This window comes from Mycobacterium sp. 852002-51057_SCH5723018, assembly GCF_001667035.1.
Taxonomy (GTDB): domain Bacteria; phylum Actinomycetota; class Actinomycetes; order Mycobacteriales; family Mycobacteriaceae; genus Mycobacterium.
Genome location: NZ_LZIR01000006.1, coordinates 1 through 18,052 on the forward strand (window position 1 = coordinate 1; position 18,052 = coordinate 18,052).

General features: G+C 67.7%; 19 protein-coding genes, 2 tRNA genes and 3 pseudogenes. 12 read left to right on the forward strand and 12 right to left on the reverse strand.

The features are described from left to right. Positions 1–56: 56 nt before the first annotated feature. Positions 57–110 (forward strand): annotated as a pseudogene (locus A5764_RS29945) (hypothetical protein); the annotation flags it as partial. Positions 111–203: 93 nt separating this feature from the next. Here the strand turns inward: A5764_RS29945 and A5764_RS01855 are convergent. The 5 genes and pseudogenes from A5764_RS01855 to A5764_RS01870 all read right to left on the reverse strand — a co-directional run. Next, positions 204–1,136 (reverse strand): annotated as a pseudogene (locus tag A5764_RS01855) (histidine kinase dimerization/phospho-acceptor domain-containing protein); the annotation flags it as partial. After that, complete coding sequence (locus A5764_RS01860; protein WP_067107672.1) at positions 1,114–1,818, reverse strand: response regulator transcription factor; 705 nt, start codon at positions 1,816–1,818, stop codon at positions 1,114–1,116. The pseudogene A5764_RS01855 and the gene A5764_RS01860, both read right to left, overlap by 23 nt. A 147-nt stretch (positions 1,819–1,965) precedes the next feature. Continuing rightward, complete coding sequence (locus A5764_RS28705; RefSeq protein ID WP_197501170.1) at positions 1,966–2,121, reverse strand: DUF6131 family protein; 156 nt, start codon at positions 2,119–2,121, stop codon at positions 1,966–1,968. 23 nt (positions 2,122–2,144) lie between these two features. Continuing rightward, the gene (locus tag A5764_RS01865) at positions 2,145–2,384 is read right to left on the reverse strand and encodes a hypothetical protein (RefSeq protein WP_067107675.1); all 240 of its coding nucleotides are present in this window, start codon (positions 2,382–2,384) and stop codon (positions 2,145–2,147) included. Positions 2,385–2,495: 111 nt separating this feature from the next. Beyond that, positions 2,496–2,906, reverse strand: a complete 411-nt coding sequence (locus A5764_RS01870) for an MmcQ/YjbR family DNA-binding protein (RefSeq protein ID WP_067107678.1) — start codon at positions 2,904–2,906, stop codon at positions 2,496–2,498. Positions 2,907–2,999: 93 nt separating this feature from the next. Between A5764_RS01870 and A5764_RS01875 the strand changes: the two genes are divergently transcribed. Continuing rightward, positions 3,000–3,833 (forward strand): hypothetical protein, encoded by an 834-nt coding sequence (locus A5764_RS01875; RefSeq protein ID WP_067107681.1) that lies wholly within the window; start codon positions 3,000–3,002, stop codon positions 3,831–3,833. A gap of 50 nt (positions 3,834–3,883) precedes the next feature. Here A5764_RS01875 and A5764_RS01880 read toward each other — a convergent pair whose 3' ends face one another. Next, positions 3,884–4,828 carry a class I SAM-dependent methyltransferase gene (locus tag A5764_RS01880; RefSeq protein WP_067107876.1) on the reverse strand — a complete coding sequence of 315 codons (945 nt, stop codon included), beginning with the start codon at positions 4,826–4,828 and terminating at the stop codon, positions 3,884–3,886. A gap of 132 nt (positions 4,829–4,960) precedes the next feature. Between A5764_RS01880 and A5764_RS01885 the strand changes: the two genes are divergently transcribed. Together A5764_RS01885 and A5764_RS01890 are read left to right on the forward strand one after the other, a co-directional pair. Next, positions 4,961–5,308 (forward strand): nuclear transport factor 2 family protein, encoded by a 348-nt coding sequence (locus tag A5764_RS01885; RefSeq protein ID WP_067107683.1) that lies wholly within the window; start codon positions 4,961–4,963, stop codon positions 5,306–5,308. Continuing rightward, positions 5,305–6,345 carry a phosphotransferase family protein gene (locus A5764_RS01890; RefSeq protein ID WP_231989575.1) on the forward strand — a complete coding sequence of 347 codons (1,041 nt, stop codon included), beginning with the start codon at positions 5,305–5,307 and terminating at the stop codon, positions 6,343–6,345. The genes A5764_RS01885 and A5764_RS01890 overlap by 4 nt, the downstream gene beginning before the upstream one ends. A 9-nt stretch (positions 6,346–6,354) precedes the next feature. Here the strand turns inward: A5764_RS01890 and A5764_RS01895 are convergent, their stop codons facing one another. The 3 genes from A5764_RS01895 to A5764_RS01905 are packed head-to-tail and all read right to left on the reverse strand — an operon-like array spanning position 6,355 to position 8,306. Beyond that, positions 6,355–7,296, reverse strand: coding sequence for an aldo/keto reductase (locus tag A5764_RS01895; RefSeq protein WP_067107689.1), 942 nt, complete (start codon positions 7,294–7,296; stop codon positions 6,355–6,357). Between the two features lie 33 nt (positions 7,297–7,329). After that, complete coding sequence (locus A5764_RS01900) at positions 7,330–7,698, reverse strand: isochorismatase family protein (RefSeq protein WP_082951407.1); 369 nt, start codon at positions 7,696–7,698, stop codon at positions 7,330–7,332. 17 nt (positions 7,699–7,715) lie between these two features. After that, positions 7,716–8,306, reverse strand: coding sequence for a TetR/AcrR family transcriptional regulator (locus A5764_RS01905; RefSeq protein ID WP_067107692.1), 591 nt, complete (start codon positions 8,304–8,306; stop codon positions 7,716–7,718). A gap of 87 nt (positions 8,307–8,393) precedes the next feature. Between A5764_RS01905 and A5764_RS27065 the strand changes: the two genes are divergently transcribed. Then, positions 8,394–8,918, forward strand: a complete 525-nt coding sequence (locus tag A5764_RS27065) for a hypothetical protein (protein WP_082951408.1) — start codon at positions 8,394–8,396, stop codon at positions 8,916–8,918. Positions 8,919–8,945: 27 nt separating this feature from the next. Further along, positions 8,946–9,566 carry a hypothetical protein gene (locus A5764_RS01915; RefSeq protein ID WP_067107704.1) on the forward strand — a complete coding sequence of 207 codons (621 nt, stop codon included), beginning with the start codon at positions 8,946–8,948 and terminating at the stop codon, positions 9,564–9,566. 21 nt (positions 9,567–9,587) lie between these two features. Here the strand turns inward: A5764_RS01915 and A5764_RS01920 are convergent, their stop codons facing one another. Further along, positions 9,588–9,902, reverse strand: coding sequence for a WhiB family transcriptional regulator (locus A5764_RS01920; protein ID WP_067107707.1), 315 nt, complete (start codon positions 9,900–9,902; stop codon positions 9,588–9,590). Positions 9,903–10,123: 221 nt separating this feature from the next. Here A5764_RS01920 and A5764_RS01925 point away from each other — a divergent pair, with 221 nt between their 5' ends. The 4 genes from A5764_RS01925 to A5764_RS01945 all read left to right on the forward strand — a co-directional run bounded on the left by A5764_RS01925 (position 10,124) and on the right by A5764_RS01945 (position 16,513). After that, complete coding sequence (locus A5764_RS01925; RefSeq protein ID WP_156664452.1) at positions 10,124–11,278, forward strand: FHA domain-containing protein; 1,155 nt, start codon at positions 10,124–10,126, stop codon at positions 11,276–11,278. 101 nt (positions 11,279–11,379) lie between these two features. Further along, positions 11,380–12,369, forward strand: coding sequence for a sensor domain-containing protein (locus A5764_RS27070; RefSeq protein WP_082951410.1), 990 nt, complete (start codon positions 11,380–11,382; stop codon positions 12,367–12,369). 69 nt (positions 12,370–12,438) lie between these two features. Next, the gene (locus tag A5764_RS01940) at positions 12,439–14,478 is read left to right on the forward strand and encodes a serine/threonine-protein kinase (protein ID WP_067107717.1); all 2,040 of its coding nucleotides are present in this window, start codon (positions 12,439–12,441) and stop codon (positions 14,476–14,478) included. Between the two features lie 40 nt (positions 14,479–14,518). Further along, entirely contained in the window at positions 14,519–16,513 is a 1,995-nt protein-coding gene (locus A5764_RS01945; RefSeq protein ID WP_067107719.1) for a serine/threonine-protein kinase, read from the forward strand. Positions 16,514–16,520: 7 nt separating this feature from the next. Here the strand turns inward: A5764_RS01945 and A5764_RS01950 are convergent. Together A5764_RS01950 and A5764_RS01955 are read right to left on the reverse strand one after the other, a co-directional pair. Then, positions 16,521–16,596, reverse strand: a tRNA-Arg gene (locus A5764_RS01950). Between the two features lie 32 nt (positions 16,597–16,628). Then, positions 16,629–16,717: transfer RNA gene (locus A5764_RS01955), tRNA-Ser, on the reverse strand. Between the two features lie 89 nt (positions 16,718–16,806). Here A5764_RS01955 and A5764_RS01960 point away from each other — a divergent pair. Further along, positions 16,807–17,898 (forward strand): pyridoxal phosphate-dependent aminotransferase, encoded by a 1,092-nt coding sequence (locus A5764_RS01960; protein WP_067107722.1) that lies wholly within the window; start codon positions 16,807–16,809, stop codon positions 17,896–17,898. Further along, a pseudogene (locus A5764_RS29950) lies at positions 17,895–18,013 on the forward strand (GXWXG domain-containing protein); the annotation flags it as partial. The gene A5764_RS01960 and the pseudogene A5764_RS29950, both read left to right, overlap by 4 nt. Positions 18,014–18,052 lie beyond the last annotated feature (39 nt).

An 18,052-nucleotide genomic window follows, 5' to 3' on the forward strand; every position in this document is an offset into this window, starting at 1 on the left:
ACGAATTGCGCACCCCGCTCGCCGCGATCCGCGGCTACACCGAACTCACCCAGCGGATGGGCGACGACCGCGAGGCGGTGGCGCACGCGATGAGCCGGGTGGCGTCGGAGACCCAGCGGATCACGCGCCTCGTCGAAGACCTGCTGCTGCTGGCCCGCCTGGACTCCGGCCGGCCGCTGGAACGCGAACCGGTGGACCTGTCTCGCCTCGCGGTCGTCGCCCATCCGCTGGGTGAGTTCGGTGTAGCCGCGGATCGCGGCGAGCGGGGTGCGCAATTCGTGGCTGGCGTCGGCGACGAACTGGCGGACGCGGGTCTCGCTGGCCTGCCGCGCCGACAGCGCGGCCGCGATGTGATCGAGCATCCGGTTGAGCGCCGACCCGAGCTGGCCGACCTCGGTGGACGGGTTCGCGTCGGTTTCGGGCACCCGCACCGGCAGCTCGACCTCTCCGCGGTCCAGCGGCAATCCGACTACCTGGCTCGCGGTTTGGGCGACGCGGCGCAGGGGCGCCAGCGCGCGCCTGATGATGACGATGCCGGCGCTGGTCGCGGCACCCAGCGCGATCACGGTGACGACCCCGAGGATGACCAGCATCCGGATCATCGTGGCGTCGACGTTGGCCATCGACAGGCCGGTGACGATGACGTCGCCACCGCTGCGGCTGGGGGCGGCGACCACCCGGTAGCGACCCAGGCCGTCGAGGTTCACCGTCTGCGGCGTGCGGCTGCCGGCGATCCGTTCCAGTTGATCCTGGGCGGTCGGCGTCAACGTCGCCCGGGAACCGGCGCTGGTGAGGTAGCCGGCGTCGACGGCCTTGCCATTGCTGATCACCGCGGCCACCATGCCCGCGGGCTGACCCGGTGCATCGAGGAAACGGGGACCGGGTCCCGGCCTGGGGTAGAAGTGCCCCTCGCGGTGCCAGCCCGGGCGTTTCGGCTCGGGGTACATCAGCGCCGAGCGATACGACGTGCCCGCGAGTTGCCCGTCGAGCTGCGCCACCAGGTGATGCAGCAGAGCCAGCTCGGTGGCCGCGGTTATCCCCACACACACGGCGGCCAGAACGACGATCTGCCCGACCAGCAGCCGCAGCCGAAGAGACCAGACTCGCCGTTTCTTAGCGGGCTGGCTTGAGGACATAGCCCGCGCCGCGCAGCGTATGAATCATGGGTTCCCGACCGTTGTCGATCTTCTTGCGCAGGTAGGAAATGTAGAGCTCGACGATGTTGGATCGGCCGCCGAAGTCATAGCTCCACACCCGGTCCAGGATCTGGGCCTTGCTCAGCACCCGCTTGGAGTTGCGCATCATGAACCGCAGCAGCTCAAACTCGGTGGAGGTCAACGAGATCGGTTCGCCGGCACGCGTCACCTCGTGGCTGTCCTCGTCGAGCACCAGGTCCCCGACCACCAGCTGCGCCCCGCTGTCCACCGTCGTCACCCCGGTGCGACGCAGCAACGCCCGCAACCGCAGCACCACCTCTTCGATGCTGAACGGCTTGGTCACATAGTCATCGCCACCGGCAGTCAACCCGGCGATGCGGTCTTCCACCGCATCCTTGGCCGTCAGCAGCAGCACCGGCAGCTGCGGGTTCTCCTCGCGCAACTTGTGCAGCACATCGAGGCCACTCATGTCGGGCAACATCACATCTAGAACGACCACGTCCGGGCGCTGGGCGCGGGCCGTAGCGATCGCGGCCGCTCCGTCGCCGGCGGTCGAGATGTTCCAGCCCTCGTACCTCAGTGCCATGGACACCATTTCGGCCAACACGGCTTCGTCATCGACGACGAGCACGTTGATCGGGTTGCCGTCGGCACGGCACATCACAACGCGCTCGACCGAGGCTCGGGACTGCGTCACAGATTCCAGTATCGCCAGCCGACTGAGCCGACGCTATGCCATTGCTTTGCGTGTCCTGTGAAAAGATCGCGTGACTGCTCGGCAGTCACGCGATCCCGTTTCGGCTGCTGCCTAATACCAGTACCGCCTGCCCGCTACCGGACGGCCCACCGAGCCCATGATCCACAGCACCGCGCCGATGACGAGCAAGATGATGCCGAGCACCCACAACAAGTGAATGCCGAAGATAAATCCAAGAACAAGTAGGACAATTCCTAAGATGATCATTTCGATTTCCTTTGTGTGAGGGGTTAGAGGTTGATCGCCTGCATTGAGCTGGGCTGCGGAACGTGGCAATCCCCGACTTTGGGATTAACCCCCGCATAGTTCAACGGTCCCGCGATCACTGTCAACGCAATGTTTCCCGCGGTGACACAACTTTGTGACCCACCCTTGAAGTAGTCGCGCTGGTAGGCCGCGAAAACTCCGATGAGCAACCACACCAGGACAACCGCGCCGATCACTCCGCGACCACGCATGGTGACCTCCATTGTGTTCGAGAAAATTTCCCGTGCGCCTAGCGTTACCCCTTCGACTCGTGTCTAAACACTCTAAACACGTTGATGCCCGCCAACGCGTGCCCGTTTGAATAGCGCACGACGCTAGGAATGGTCGGCGAGCCACTTCTCGGCGCGCCTCTTCGACGCGCGCGACAACCACGCGTCCTGGATCAGCTCGGTCAATTCCGTGGTGGTGATCTCCGACAGTCGGCTGGCCCGCACCAACACCGAAGGATGCCCGTCGAAGTGGCTCGTGGTGAAGAACGGTGACCCGGGATCCTGGATGAGCGCCAGCTTGTCGCTTTCCGATTCCACCCAGAGCATGATCACGTCCGCGTAGCGCTCGCCGGTGTCCGGATCGGTTGCGTCGGGCTGCGGAGTGCGGAAGAACACGAAGGACTTTCCGCCCACCTGATAAATCGCGTTGCCCTTCGGACCTTCCAGACGCGTGACGTGCGGCATGGACGCTGCGATCCGATGCACGTCAGTTACCCGGGCCGGCCGATCAGCCATGATCGCGACCTTACCGCGTTGCCGATGCCCTGGGGCTGTCAGCCCGAATGGGTAGCATGGCGAGTGACGTTGCGGTAAAGGGGGATTGAAGCGGTGACCGACACCCTGTTCGCCGACGTCTCCGAATTCCAAGTGCCCGTGGATGATTCGTACCCGTACCAGGTGCTTTCCATCCGAGTCTGCGACGGGACCTATCAAGATCACAACTTTGCGGCCAACTACGCGTGGATGCGCCGCGCCTTGGGCAGCGGACGATTGGCGTTCGGCATCGTGTACACCTACGTACGTCCGAACTGGTTGGCGAACGCCAATACCGTGCGCTCGATGATCGACGCCGGTGGCGGACTCCACCCGCGGGTGGCGCTGATGCTCGACGTCGAATCGGGCGGCAACCCGCCCGGCGACGGGTCGAGCTGGATCAACAGCCTGTACTGGAACCTGGCCGACTACGCCGGCTCGCCCGCGCGAATCATCGGATATGCCAACGCCTATGACTTCTTCACCGTGTGGCGGACGCGGCCGGACGGCTTACGGGTCATCGGGGCGGGGTACGGATGCAATCCGAATCTTCCCGGCCAGGTCGCGCACCAGTACACCGACGGGACGGGTTACAGCTCTAGCCTGCCGCAGGGGTGTCCACCGTTCGGCAGGTGCGACATGAATTCGGCCGACGGGCTGACACCGCAAGAATTCGCCGCCGCCTGCGGCATCACGACGAACGGGGGATGGTTGATGGCGCTCACCGACGACGAGCAAGCCGAACTGCTGAGCAAGGTCCGCGACATCTGGGACCAGCTGCGCGGGCCGGACGGTGCCGGCTGGCCGCAACTCGGCCAGAACAGCCAGGGGCAAAACCTCACCCCCGTCGACGCGATGGCGGCGATCAAGAACGACGTCGAAAGCCTGCGAGCGCCGGCCGGAAGCTAGTCGACCGCCCGCCGCAGGGTCGAAATCCCGAGCGGCGGTTGCCCGTTGGCTTAATCGCCCCGACGCTGCGCGGACACGTACAGGGTGGGCGGCATCGCGGCGTCGGCGCCGTGCGGAATGCGGCGGTCGTAGCGGGTCATCAGCTCCGTAAACGTCGCCGTCGACACCTCCCAGCCGTGGTCGCGCAGCCAGTCGTCGACCGCCCTGCGTTCCTCCGGATACCAGAGGTCCTCGAAGTCGGTGATCTCCGCGTCGACCAGCTTGGCGGCGGCGGCCCGCATCCGCTGCATGTCCTCACGCTGGCGCCGCACCAGGTCGGGATCGGTGAAGCCCTCGCCGGGCACGTTGGAGGCCACCCAACTACCCGGCGCGCTGAGCGCGTGGATGCGCTCGAACAGCAGGTCTTGGGCCTGCGCAGGCAGGTAACGCACCAGCCCCTCGGCCGACCAGACCGCCGGTTGTGATGCGTCAAACCCCGCTTCCTGCAGCGCCTTCGGCCAATCCTGGCGCAGATCGATCGGCACGTTCACCAGCCGCGCCCGGGGTTCGGCGCCGTGCTGGCGCAAGGTGTCAGATTTGAATTCCAGCACCTTGGGCTGGTCCAGCTCGTAGACGACCGTGCCTTCGGGCCATGGCAGCCGCCAGGTGCGCGCGTCCAGCCCGGCGGCCAGGATCACCACCTGGCGAACGCCGGCCTCGGCGGCGCCGAGGAAGAACTCGTCGAAAAACGCTGTGCGCGTCGCCATGAAGTCGATCATCAGCTGCAAACGGTCCCGCACGCCCGGTTCCAGCTCGACTACCTTGGCCAGCAACTCGGGGTCGGCGTAGATGCTCCACATCCCCTCGCCGGCGGCGTCGACGAACACCCGGGCGAAGGGGTCGTTGATGAGCGGATTCGCGCTCTCGGTCTCAGCGGCGCGCGCCGCGGCGACACCCAACGCGGTGGCTCCCACGCTTTGGGTGATCTCCCAGGAATCGTTGTCGGTACGCGGCATCGCCATTTCCTCCCAGCCCGATAGTCAGTTAGTTACGCACACTATTGTTCCACCCTCCCGACGGCCCCGGCAGCTCGCCGTCGGTGACTACGCTTTTTCCCAGAACGCCCACAGGGGTTCCGAAGGAGTGCCATGACACGTACACCGCAGGAAGTATTCGCCCAGCACGTGAAGGCCGTGGTCGAGGGCGACCTCGACGCGATCGTTGCCGACTACACCGATGATTCCGTGGTGATCACTCCGGCCGGCGCCTTTCATGGCAGGGACGCCATACGCGCGGCCTTCGTCGCGTTGCTCGACGACCTGCCCAACGCGGCCTGGGACATCAAAACGCAGATCTTCGACGGTGACCTGCTGCTCCTCGAGTGGGCCGCGGAGGCGGCGGTCAACCGGGCTGACGACGGTGTGGACACGTTCGTGTTTCGTGACGGCATGATCTGGGCGCAAACGTTCCGGTACACCCTGAAACCCAAGCGATGACCGTGGAACCCGTCACCCTCGAGGCCGTCGCGGAATGGATGTCTGGCCGAGGCCTGGGCGAAGGGCCGCTGGAGGACATATCCGCCGTCACCGGCGGAACGCAGAACGTCATGCTGCGCTTCACCCGGTCCGGCCGACCGTATGTGCTGCGGCGCGGGCCCCGGCATCTGCGACCGCGCAGCAACAACGTGATCCTGCGGGAGACCAAAGTCCTTGCGGCCCTGGCCGGCTCGGATGTGCCACACCCGCACCTGATCGCGACCTGCGATGACCCCGGTGTGCTCGGCGACGCCGTGTTCTACCTGATGGAGCCGGTCGACGGGTTCAACGCCGGCGAGGGGCTGCCGCCCTTGCACGCCGGCGACGCGGGCGTGCGGTTCCAGATGGGGCTGTCGATGGCGGACGCGCTCGCCAAGCTGGGCGCGGTCGACCACGTCGCCGTGGGCCTGGCCGACTTCGGCAAGCCGGACGGCTTCCTGGAACGCCAAGTGCCGCGCTGGCTTTCCGAGCTGGATTCCTACCGGCAGTACGAGAACTACCCCGGTCCCGACATCCCCGGAATCGACAAGGTCGCGGCCTGGCTGGAGCGCCGCCGGCCGAGGATGTGGAAGCCGGGCATCATGCACGGTGACTACCACGCCGCCAACGTCATGTTCTCCCGCACCGGGCCCGAAGTGGTCGCGATCGTCGACTGGGAGATGTGCACGATCGGGGACCCGCTGCTGGACCTGGGCTGGCTGCTCGCCACGTGGCGCCAGCCCGACGGGTCCGCTGTTTTCAGCCACGCCCTGGGCGGCCAGGACGGACTGGCCAGCACCGACGACCTGTTCCAGCGGTACGCCGCCAACACCACCCGCGACCTGTCGCACATCACCTGGTACACCGTGCTGGCCTGCTTCAAGCTCGGCATCGTGATCGAGGGCACGCTGGCAAGGGCGTGCGCGGGCAAGGCCGAGAGAGCGGTCGGCGACCTGCTGCACGCGGCCACGGTGCACCTGTTCGAGCGGGCGCTCGGACTGATCTGTGCGCAGCCATGACCGGCCCAATTAGCTTGGCACCTCGGCAAATCCCGGTTGTCCCGCGTCGACCACGGAGTTGAATCGGTAGCGGGTTTCCAGGCGCTCGTTGATCTCCTGGATTGCGCTGTCGGGCAACGCGGTGATGTCGAAGTTCTCGCTGATGCGAGCCGGCTTCACCGACGAGGTCAGGACCGCGGTGCCGCGCTGGATGCCCCAGGCCAACAGCACCTGAGCGGGGGTCTTTTCAAAGCGGCGCGCCAACGAGACAACCAGTGGGTCGTCGAGCAGGCGCGGTTCGAGCGCGTGGCCCAGCGACGCGAATGCCAGCAGGACGATGCCTTCCTTTTCGCACAATTCGTGCAGGTCCCATTGCGGGTGATAGGGGTGGGCCTCGACCTCGACGACCGACGGCTTGATGCGGGCAGTGTCGACGACCTGACGGGTGCCTTCGGCATCGATGTCGGACAGGCCGATCGACCGGGTGAGTCCCGCGTCGACCAGGGCCTCCATCGCGGCCCACGTTTCGGTCAGGGTGACGCCGTCGTCGTAGATGACGGCGCCGTGCGGGTCGCGGGGATCCTGGTCGTCGCCGGGCCGGAACGCGAACGGCGTGTGCACGAGATACAGATCCACCGCCTCCAGCCCGAGTCTGTCCAGGCTGGCCTGCAGCGCGGGCCCGACCCGTTCGGGTCGATGGTTGTTGTTCCAGAGCTTGGTGGTGACGAATAGGTCCTCGCGCCGGACCGCGCCCTCGGCGAACAACTCTTTGAGCGCCGCGCCTACCTCGGCTTCGTTGCGGTAACGCTCGGCGGCGTCGAGGTGGCGGAACCCGACCTCCACCGCGGCCTTGACGGCAGTGCTCGTCTTGAGGCGATCCGACAACGACGTCCCGAACCCCAGCGCCGGAATGTCACCGCTGCCGTCGTTCAAGGCAAACCTGTGCTGATACAGCTTCTCGTTCGACGTCATGATGTTCGGCCTCCCTACTCGTGGATCTACTTGTCAGCCACCCTGTTTGAGCAGGGCGACGGCCTCGGCGGTGGTCCACACCGCACTGGCGAGGAACCGGAAGTTGACCAGCGCGGCCAGGTAGCCATCGCCTTCGGGCAGGCGCGGGCCCGCCGTGGCGTCCTGGACATCGGCGACCTCGAAGCCCTGCTCGATGAGTTCGCGCAGGTGGCCCACGACGCACAGGTTGGCGGCCATCCCTGCGAGGACGACCTGGTTCACACCCCGCTTGCGCAACTGCAGCACGAGGTCGTTGGACTCGGGGCCGACGATCTTGTGCGGCGACGCTGCCCGTCGCGGATTCTCGTTGGTTCGGTAATAGATGACCGGTCGTCTGTTTAACGAGTCTGCGGCGTGCCGCATTCCTTACCCACCAGAATTCAGCGGAGAAGCGCCGGGACGGTGACCGCTTCGAATCGGTCGTAGGGGAAGCGATCGCGGGTCACTTTCCCGCGCAGGGCCGCGCCCTCCCACGCTTCGATCAGCAGCGAAGCGAGCTCCCCGGCATCGAGGTCCGTCCGGATACCCCCGTCGGCGTCCTGGCCGGAACGCACGCACGCGGTGAGGGCGGCGTTCCAGATGTCGAGGATGCGGACCAGTTCGGCGCGCACCGGTTCACTCGAACCGCCGAGCTCGAGTGACAGTTTTCCGATCAAGCAGCCGAGCAGGAAGTCGCCGGCCTCGTGTTCGTTGGCGAGCGCATGGAAGAAGCGGGTGATTCGGTCCTGCGGCGATCCCTGCGCGTCGAGGAGGGGCAGAAGTCGCGTCTCGATGTCGGACCAATAGTGTTCGAGAATCGCCGCGGCGAGGGCCTCTTTGCTGGGGAAATACGCGTAGAAGGACCCTTTGGGCACGCCGGCCGCGTCGGTGATGTCTTTGACGCCACTGGCGGCGAACCCGCGGGCGTGCACGAGTTGAAGCCCGGCTTCGAGCAGGCGGCGGCGCACGTCCGGATTCGGGGGGCGGGGCATGTGTCGATAATAGTCGACCGGTCGCTTATCGAAGAGGGCCAGCCCTATACGGCCGCCCCATAGAAACCACAACTAACATCTGCCCTCGTGCCGCCCTACCCCGAGAACCCCGACTTCTACTCCGAGCCCACCCAGGCCGCATACGGCGGATATGGGTATGAGTCGTATGAGGCTGCGCCGGAGCCGCCGGAACCACCGGAACCACCGGAACCACCGACGCCGTGGTACCGCCGGCCGGTCGCGCTCGTTGCGGCCGGCGCGCTCGGAGTGATCCTGCTCGCTCTCGCGGCCTACGCGGTGGTCAAGCTGGTCTCGGGTTCGCCGTCGCCGGCCCCCACACCCACCACCACAACGACGACCACGCCCGCTCCGACCACCACGGTGACGACCACGGCAGCGGCGCCGCCCCGGCACCACGGCGGCGGAGGTGGCGGGCAGCCGACCCAGACGGTGACTGAAACGGTCCCGCCGCCAAGCACCGACACTCCCACGACGACGGTCCCGCCGAGCACCGACACTCCCACGACGACCGTCCCGCCGAGCACCGAAACCAGCACGGTCACCCAGACCGTGACGATTCCCCCACGCCGGCCCTTCGAACCACGCCCGTAGCAACGCGTGGGCGGATAGCCTTCCTGCGTGGATGTCGGGGATTCGGTCAGGCGCTCACTCGATCTGTGGGAACGGCGTGAGTGGGACTCGGCCATGGTGCACGCCTGCAACGCCGTGGAGGGGACCGCCCGAAAGCGGTATCCGCAGCTCGGGGTCGCGACTCGGTTCAAACGCACGATCCGAGACTCGCTGGACATCTTCCGTGTGATGGCAGCCCCCGGCATCGACTTTGAGCAGAGCCGCTTCCCCGTCGCGGTCAGGTCGGACTCGCCCGACAGCCGTCCGGACATCGCCGACGTCCTCTACGGCATACACCGGTGGAGCCACGGCCACGACGACGAGCTGCCCGTGGGATTCGAGCTCACTCCGCACAGCGATCGCCCCGCCGGGGTGCACATCTGGCGAAGCGGCAAGATTCAGCTTCCCGCCTCGGTGGTGATCGGCCTGCTGGCCGTGGCGGTGTTTTCTCCGGAGAACAAGGGCGAAGTCATACCGGACGGCTATCAGCTCAGCTGGTACCAGCACGTCTTTCACATCTGCATGTGGTGGGGCTGGCAGGATCACTTTCGCGAGATCATCGGCACCGCCCAAATCCCGCAAGTGACCCTCGATTTCGCCGAGACCTGGGACGACTGGACGCCGGTTTAACCGAACCACGCGCCCACGGCGTCACTCGGGCGCTGCGGGGCTTTGGCGGCGGCGCGGCCCGACCGGATAGCCACCCCGTTCGGCCAGCGACCGCAACTGCCGCAACGCGAACCTGCGCCGGCGCCCCGACTCCGGGATCACCACGCCGGCCCACAGCCCCTGAGCGGCCGGCGTTTGGCAGGCCTCGCGCGCGCACTGCCAGCGCCGAGGACAGGCCCGGCACAGCGCGACGGCCTCCGCGTCGGGCTCGGTGGTCGTCCACCGATCCGGTTCGCCAGTGCAGGCCGGGGCATGCTCCTGCTCCGCTTCCGAGCGCCGCACCGCCCATGCAGTCATCGCTTTCCTCCCACCTCAGGCACAGAGCGTCACGAATGCAACGACTGTAACCGCAGCGGTAGGCATAGCGCAACGATTAACTCGTCGCGCTATGCATGAGCTAGGCGTTCTTCGCTGGTATGCGACGCCTTGACGGCGCGGGAAAGATGTAGCATCTGGACGGAAGGCGCTCGCGGAATGCTGTAGCAGAGAACAGGTCAGAGCCCGGAGGAGGGTCCGAGGTGACACCCGAACAAGCCGGATCGGCGCCCCGCCTGGCGGTCCGGGTCGGGCAGCGCTCCTACACCCTGGACCCGGCGGCCGGCGTGGCCGTCATCGGTAGGGATACCGCGGCCGCCGTGCATCTCACCGACGACCGCATCTCGCGCTGGCACGTCCGCCTCGAGCCGCGTCACGACGGCTGGCAGGCCATCGATACCAGCACCAACGGCGTGTTCGTCGACGGTGTGCGCCGCAGCTCGGTATTGATCACCGGCGCGACCCCACTTCACCTCGGGGCCCCCGACGGGATTCCGGTCCACCTCACCCCGGTGGATCCGATCGAAACGACAGGGCACGTCAGCGGTGTCGGCCACCTGGCCGAACCCGACGCGGAGCAATGGTGGGACGGCGAGATGGATCCCGGCGTCGTGCGGGCGGGACGTGCGGTGGCCGCCCGTCGCAATCAATTGGATCTCACCCAGCGCAGCCTGGCCCGCGACAAGATCATCAATGCCGGCACCCTGATCGCCTTCGAGAAGGGCCGCAGTTGGCCGCGCCGTGCCACGCTGACCAAGCTGGAAAGGGCGCTGAACTGGCCGCCGGGCACCATCACCCGCATCCGCAACGGGGCCCCCGGCACCCCAGGGATGACCGACGGTGTGACCGGGGGGGCCGCCGCCGTCGCCGCCGGCCCCACCGAGGAAGCCACCGAGGTGCTCACCGACACCGTCCAGGCGCCGCTGATGGCCGAGGCGGTCGAACTAGCCATGCACGCCATCACCACAGCCATGACCGACCTGCCCGATCCGACCAACCCCGACTTCACACCCAAGGCCAGCGGCATCCTGGCCGACCTGCGCAAACTCGAAAGGCTGGCGGCCAGCGCCGCCCGCAACGCCAAGGGCAGCCCCTCGGTCGTCCTGGCGTTGAGCACCGTGCGCCGCACCTACAACGACTTGATGATGCGTGCCGCGCGCTCGCCGGCGGCCACCCTGGGTCAGCGACTCCATGCGGCGCGCCACCGCGCCGAACTGAGCCTCGAGGAGGCCGCCAACGGCGCTGGGCTACCGATTGCCGTCCTCGAAGACGCCGAGGCCGAGCGGCCCATTGCGCCCGACGCCGTGGCGGCCGTCGAAAACCTCATCGCGCAGCTGGCGATGACCCCGACCAACTAGCTGCGCGCTAGTCATAGCGCTACGGATTACTTGTTGCGTCCGCCGCAGCGGTGTGCTTTTATTGCAGCACCTGCAGCTCGATCACCCGGAGGACCCGCAGCATGTCCGTTCAACCGCACGCCCGAATCGGCTACCCGTCCGCCCCGCCGGTTCCGCCTGGGCCGTCACAGCCCTGGGCGGCACCGCCGCCCCTCGCACCCGACGCGGCCACCATCGCGGCGCCCACTCCAGCGCCGTTTGGTCTGCCTCCGGTTCCGCACCAGCCGCCGAGGCCCGGCCTGTATTACCCGCCGGTCGGGTGGGTCCCCGCGCCGTACCCGCCGGCCCCGCGGCGCACCGCGCGCACCTGGGCGCTAGTGGGTGCCGCCACGGCGGCGGTGCTGGCCATCACCGCCACCGGCGCGGCACTTGCGTCAGATGATGCGCCACATCCCTCGGCCGGCAGCTCCACCACCGACGCGACCCAAATGGCTATCACCGCACCACCCCCGCCGCTGCCCACCACGACGGCCCCGGCTCCGGTCGTGCCCGTCAGCGCCCTGCCCGGAATGCTGGCCGACCCCGCCGCCGTCGCCGCGGCCGTGGGCACCCCGGCGATGGTCGTCCTGCCCGACTCGCACCCCGATGCGATGTGGAACGCCCACGTCGACAATCCGAACTGCCTTGGCGTTTACCACCCGGCAGAACAGGCCGTCTACCAGGGGAGCGGCTGGACGGCCGTCCAAGCGCAGGTTCTGCGCGAGCCTGGGGACAGGCCCCGCAACAGCGTCATCCAGGCGGTCGTCAGTTTCCCCACCGCCGAGGCCGCGACCGACTTCGCGTCCGAACAACGGCGTGGCTGGGCCAGATGCGTCGGGAAGTCCATCATCGCCACGTATAACGACGGTTCGGAAACCTTCGGTGTCAGCACCGTCAGCAACGGCAGCGGCGTCCTCAAAGCGCGGCTCATTCAGCAAGACGGCAGTGGATGGAGCTGCCAACGCGCCTTGAACACGCGCAACAACGTGGTCATCGATGTCGCGGCGTGCAGCTTCGTTCCCGGCGACCAGGCAGTAACGATCGCCACCGAAATCGCCGGTCGCGGAACATGACAGCGCTGCCGGGGGCGCCCAGTACTGTGATCCGCATGCCCTCATCCCCGGCGCGACGGTGAGCCCGCGATGCCGCTTCCCGCTGGAACCGTCGTGGCCGGCTACCGCATCGAGCGCACCCTGGGCGCCGGTGGCATGGGCACCGTCTACCTCGCGCATCACCCGTCGTTGCCGCGCTTCGATGCCCTGAAAATCCTGTCCAGCGAGCTGTCCCACGACCCGCAATTCCGCACCCGATTCCTACGCGAAGCCGACCTGGCCGCGACCCTGGATCACCCCAACATCGTCACGGTCTATGACCGCGGCGAAACGCCCGACGGGCAGCTGTGGATCGCCATGCAGTTCGTCGACGGCACCGACGCCGGCGCGGAGCTCGACGACGGCAGGATGAACGTCCCGCGGGCGCTGCACATCGTCACCGAGGTCGCCAAGGCGCTCGACTACGCCCACTCCCGCAAACTGCTGCACCGCGACGTCAAGCCGGCCAACTTCTTGCTGGCCGGGCCCGTCGGCTACCAGGAGCGGGTCTTGCTGGCCGACTTCGGCATCGCCCGCGCCCTCGACGATGCCGCGCACTTGACCGCGACCGGCCTCGTGGTCGCCACCGCGAGCTATGCCGCCCCGGAGACGATCGAAGGGAACCGGGTGGACCACCGCGCCGACGTGTACTCGTTGGGTTGCACGCTGTTTCGGCTGCTCACCGGCCGCACACCGTACGCGGAGTTCAGCGGGATGTCGGCGACCTTGATGGCCCACATGCTGCAGCCGATCCCCCGGGCCACCCAGACAGCGCCGTGGCTGCCGCCGAGCGTCGACGAGCTTTTCTTCCACGCCCTGGCCAAGGATCCCGACCGGCGCTTTCAAAGCGCCGGCGCGCTGGCGGCCGCCGCCGGTGCCGTGCTCGCCGGCCAGCAACCGGCGCCGGTCCCGGGCCGCGCCATCGCCACCAGGAGTTGGCAGATTCAGTCGCCGGCTCACTCAACTCCCCCGCCGCGGCACCCGTCGCTCGCCGGGCCTCCAGCGACGACACCCCCACCGTTGCCGCCGCCAGGGTGGGCGGGCCCGCCGCCCCGGCGCCGAAACCGGCGGCTGCGCTGGGGCGTGATCGCGGGCATCACCGCGGTCGCCGTGGTGGTGGCGGCGGCCATCGCGGTCCGGTTTGCCACCACCAGCGCCGAGAACCACCGCGCCGCCGCCCCGACCACCAGCACCACCACCGCGGCGGCCCCGGTGGCTGCGATGAGCGCCAACGACACCGGCGCCGTCGGCATCGTCACCGAAGATCCCACCTGCGTCGCGTGGCGGTCGGCGTCAGAACCGTGGTCCGAAAAGGGGCCGCTCAGCAAGTGGGACCCGAACAGCCCAGACAGCCCCATCAACATTCCGGCCAGCGCCTGGACCCCGGAACAACGGGATGCGATGGAAAAAAGCGGAACCACCCTGCGCGACATCGCCACCAAGACCGTGCCGTTGGCCCGGGCCACCCCGCACCGGGTGATGCGAGAGCTCTACGAGCAGTTCATCGCCTACGCCCGCGCGTACTCCGACAGCCTAAGCAACTATTTCCCCCAGCTGGACGTCAAACTCGGCGTGGCCGCCGAAGGCTCGCTCAACGCGCTGATCTCGACGTGTAACGCCGTCGTCGACGGTGCGGCGGTAGCCCGGTCGGTGCTGGTGGCGCCCGAACCCGCGCCATCGCAACTCGCGCCTCCGCAGGACCCCGCCAACCCACACCGTTTCATCAGCACCTCCGACAAGACCACGTGCGGCGAATGGTCGGCGGTCAACCAAAAGTTCGACGACAACCCCGCCGTCAAGGACTGGAAGAAATTCGACGGCAAGGTCCCCATCGGCCAGTGGAGCCCCCAGCAAAAGGCGGTCGCCGACGCCGTCGCACCGCTGGCACTGACTAACGCCGACGATGTCGTGCGCACCGCCGGGCGCAGCAGCAACCCGACCATTCAAGACTTCGCCGCCTTCGCCGCCGTTTACGAGCGAGCCTTCGGCAAAGCGCTGCCCACATACGGCGCCCACGACGGGCAGCTGGGCACGGTCGCCGGTTCGGTGCGCTCGATGATCACCGCCGCGTGCGGGGCGGTGGGTGTCTAGCGGCCGACTCACGCTGCGCCCGACTTGTACGATCCGTGACATGCCGCTGCGCGACGGCGCAAGTTTCGCCGGATTTGCCATCGTTCGCCTGCTGGGGGCGGGCGGCACGGGGGAAGTGTATTTGGTGCGACATCCCCGGCTGCCGCGACTGCAGGCGCTGCGGATACTGTCCGCCCCGCTGTCGGCGGACCCTGACTTCCGCGACCGCTTCCACCGCGAAGCCGATCTGGCCGCCTCGCTGTCGCACCCGAACATCGTCGGGGTGCACGACCGAGGGGAACACGAGGGGCGGCTATGGGTCTTGATGGGGTACGTCGACGGCATCACCGCCGCGCGTCTCGTGCATGACCACTATCCGCGCGGGCTTCCCCGTGCTGAGGCCCTGCCTATCATCGGCGCAGTGGCCGAAGCCCTCGACTTCGCCCACGAACGCGGCCTGATGCACCGCAACGTCAAACCGGCCAACATCATGCTCGCCAACGCGGGCACCGCCCATCGCCGAGTCTTGCTGGCGGACTTGGGGATTCCTCGGCGCAGCATAGACATCAACGGCGTGGCCGCGGCCAACCTGTGCTGCACCGCGCCAGAACAACTGCTGGACGGGGCTTTTGAGGGTCGGGCCGACCAATACGCACTCGCCGCCACCGCCTACCACCTGCTCAGCGGTGCCGCGCCCTTTGACCACCCGAATCCCGCGGTGGTCATCAGCCGCCACCTCAACGCTCCGCCGCCCAGGCTCGCCGACACCCGGCCGGAGCTGGCCGACCTGGACGCCCCGCTGATCCGCGCGCTGGCCAAAGACCCCGGTGCGCGGTTCAATCGCTGCCAAGACTTCGCCGCCGCCCTGGGCGTCGATACCCACACGCGGCCGGTGGCCGCGTCGGCGCCGCCCGCACCCCCGCCTCCGCCACGGCCTCCAGGCATAGCATCCGGCCCGTATCCCGGACCGTGGCCGCAACCCGGTCCCTGGGCCCCGCCGCCCGGCTGGGTGCCGCCACGGGCGCGTCGCACGCGGCGCTGGTGGGCCCTGGGCGCCGCCGCGCTGGTGGTGGTAGCGGCCACCGTTGCGGGTGTGGCGCTGTGGGCGGCGCACCCCAGCGGCCGGTCGGACACCTCGCCAAGCACCACCAGCACCGGTCCCTCGGCCGCGCCGGTGGCCAGCGCCAATGACACCGGGCCCGCCGGCATCATCACCGAGGAGCCGACCTGCTCGACGTGGGAACCGATCGGCCACACCTGGCTGGTTAGCTCGCCCGTCGAGCACTGGGACACAACGCATCCCGGACAGCAAATTCCGCTGACGATCGCCGGCGCCGCGTGGAACCCGGACCAACGCGCCGCCATGCAAACCACCGCCAGCGCCACCCGCCTGGCCGCCACGAAGACGCTGGCGCTGGCCAAGACCACTCCCCACCGGGTGACCCGTGAGCTCTACGAGCAATTCATCATCTACGGACGCGCCTTCGCCGACAGCATCGACAGCAACAACTACCTCCCGGCCCAAGGCTCCTTGGGGGCCACCGCGGAAAGCTCGTTCAACGCATTGGTCTCGCTGTGCCAGACCATCGACAACGGGGTCGCCGCGGCCCGGGCGCCCCTGGTAAGCGCCCTCGACGCGCCGCCGCATCCCGGCCCGCCACAAGACCTCGCCCATCCGCGGCGCTTCCTCACCACCTCCGACCTCACCGCCTGCGGCGAATTCGTGTCCACCAGCCGCAAGTACACCGACGACCCCGCCGTCAAAGACTGGGACAAAGGCGACCACCTGACGCCCGCCAACATGTGGACTCCCGACCAAAAAGCGCTCAATGATGCCGTGGCGCCACTTATGGTCAACCTCGCCGACGACATGCAGCGCGTCGTTGCGCGCGGCAACAACCCGGTCATGCAAGATCTCGGCAACATGGCGGCGCAATACCAGCGCGTCTTCGCCAAGGCGCTGCCCGGCCACACCATCTTCGACAACGAGCTCAACGGCGTCGCCGAATATGTGCGCTACGTCGTCAGAGACGCGTGCGACGCGATCGGCGTGTGAGCCAAGATGGCGCGCCCGAAGGGATTCGAACCCCCAACCTTCTGATCCGTAGTCAGATGCTCTATCCGTTGAGCTACGGGCGCCTGTCTTTAATTGTCGTGCCAAAACTACTCAGCGGAGGCGAGAGGATTTGAACCTCCGGTCCCCTTTGAGGGGGACAACTCATTAGCAGTGAGCCCCATTCGGCCGCTCTGGCACGCCTCCATTGGACTTTCTGAGGGTACCCGAACCCGTCTAACTGTCCCGGAACCGCCGGAGGCATAGCGTACACAGCCCCGACATATGCTGTCGAAGTGACCGCCCGCCTGCGCCCCGAGCTGGACGGGCTTCCGGTTTACGTTCCCGGCAAGACGGTTCCGGGCGCGATCAAACTGGCCAGCAACGAGACGGTGTTCGGGCCGCTGCCCAGCGTGCGCGCGGTCATCGAGCGGGCCACCGACACGATCAACCGCTACCCCGACAGCGCCTGCGTGCAACTCAAGGCGGCGCTGGCCAAGCACCTCAGTTCGGTGAGCTCCGCGGACTTCGCTCCCGAGCAGGTCGCGGTCGGTTGCGGCTCGGTCACCCTGTGCCAGCAGCTGGTGCAGATCACCGCGGCGGCGGGCGACGAGGTGATCTTCGGGTGGCGCAGCTTCGAGCTTTATCCGCCGCAGGTCCAGATCGCCGGCGCGGTCGCCGTCAAGGTGCCGCTGGCCGACCACACCTTCGATCTCTACGCGATGCTCGCCGCGATCACCGACCGCACGCGGCTGATCTTCGTCTGCAACCCCAACAATCCGACCTCCACGGTCGTCGACCCCGAGGCGCTGGCCCGCTTCGTCGAGGCGGTGCCGCCGCACATCCTGATCGCCATCGACGAGGCCTACGTCGAATACATCCGCGACGGCATGTTGCCCGACAGCTTGGAGATGGCCCGCGCCCGCACCAATGTCGTTGTGCTGCGGACCTTTTCGAAGGCATACGGGCTGGCGGGGCTGCGCGTCGGTTACGCCGTCGGCCACCCCGACCTGATCACCGCGCTGGAGAAGGTCTACGTGCCGTTTTCGGTGACGAGCGTGTCGCAGGCCGCCGCCATCGCCTCGCTGAACGCCGCCGACGAGTTACTGGCCCGCACCGACGCCGTAGTCGCCGAGCGCTCCCGGGTGGTCGCCGGTTTGCGGGAAGCCGGGTTCGCGCTGCCGCCGACGCAAGCCAACTTCGTCTGGCTGCCGCTGGGCCCTCGCACGCTCGACTTCGTGGCACAGGCCGCCGGCGCGCGCATCGTCGTCCGCCCGTACGGCAACGACGGTGTGCGGGTCACCATCGGGGCCCCGGAGGAAAACGACGCCCTGCTGCGGTTTGCCCGCGGCTGGATCGCCCGCAGCGACCGCAAGGAGAGCCAATGAGCTTGGCCCGCAAGAAGTTCACCGAGTTCAAGGAGCAGCAGCCGGCGACCATCCAGGGCATGCTCGGTGAGTGGAGGGGTGCGAGTTTTTCACTCGCCACAAGATGAGCGGCCGGTATTTCTACTTCTACCTCGAGCGGGTAATCGACGCGCGG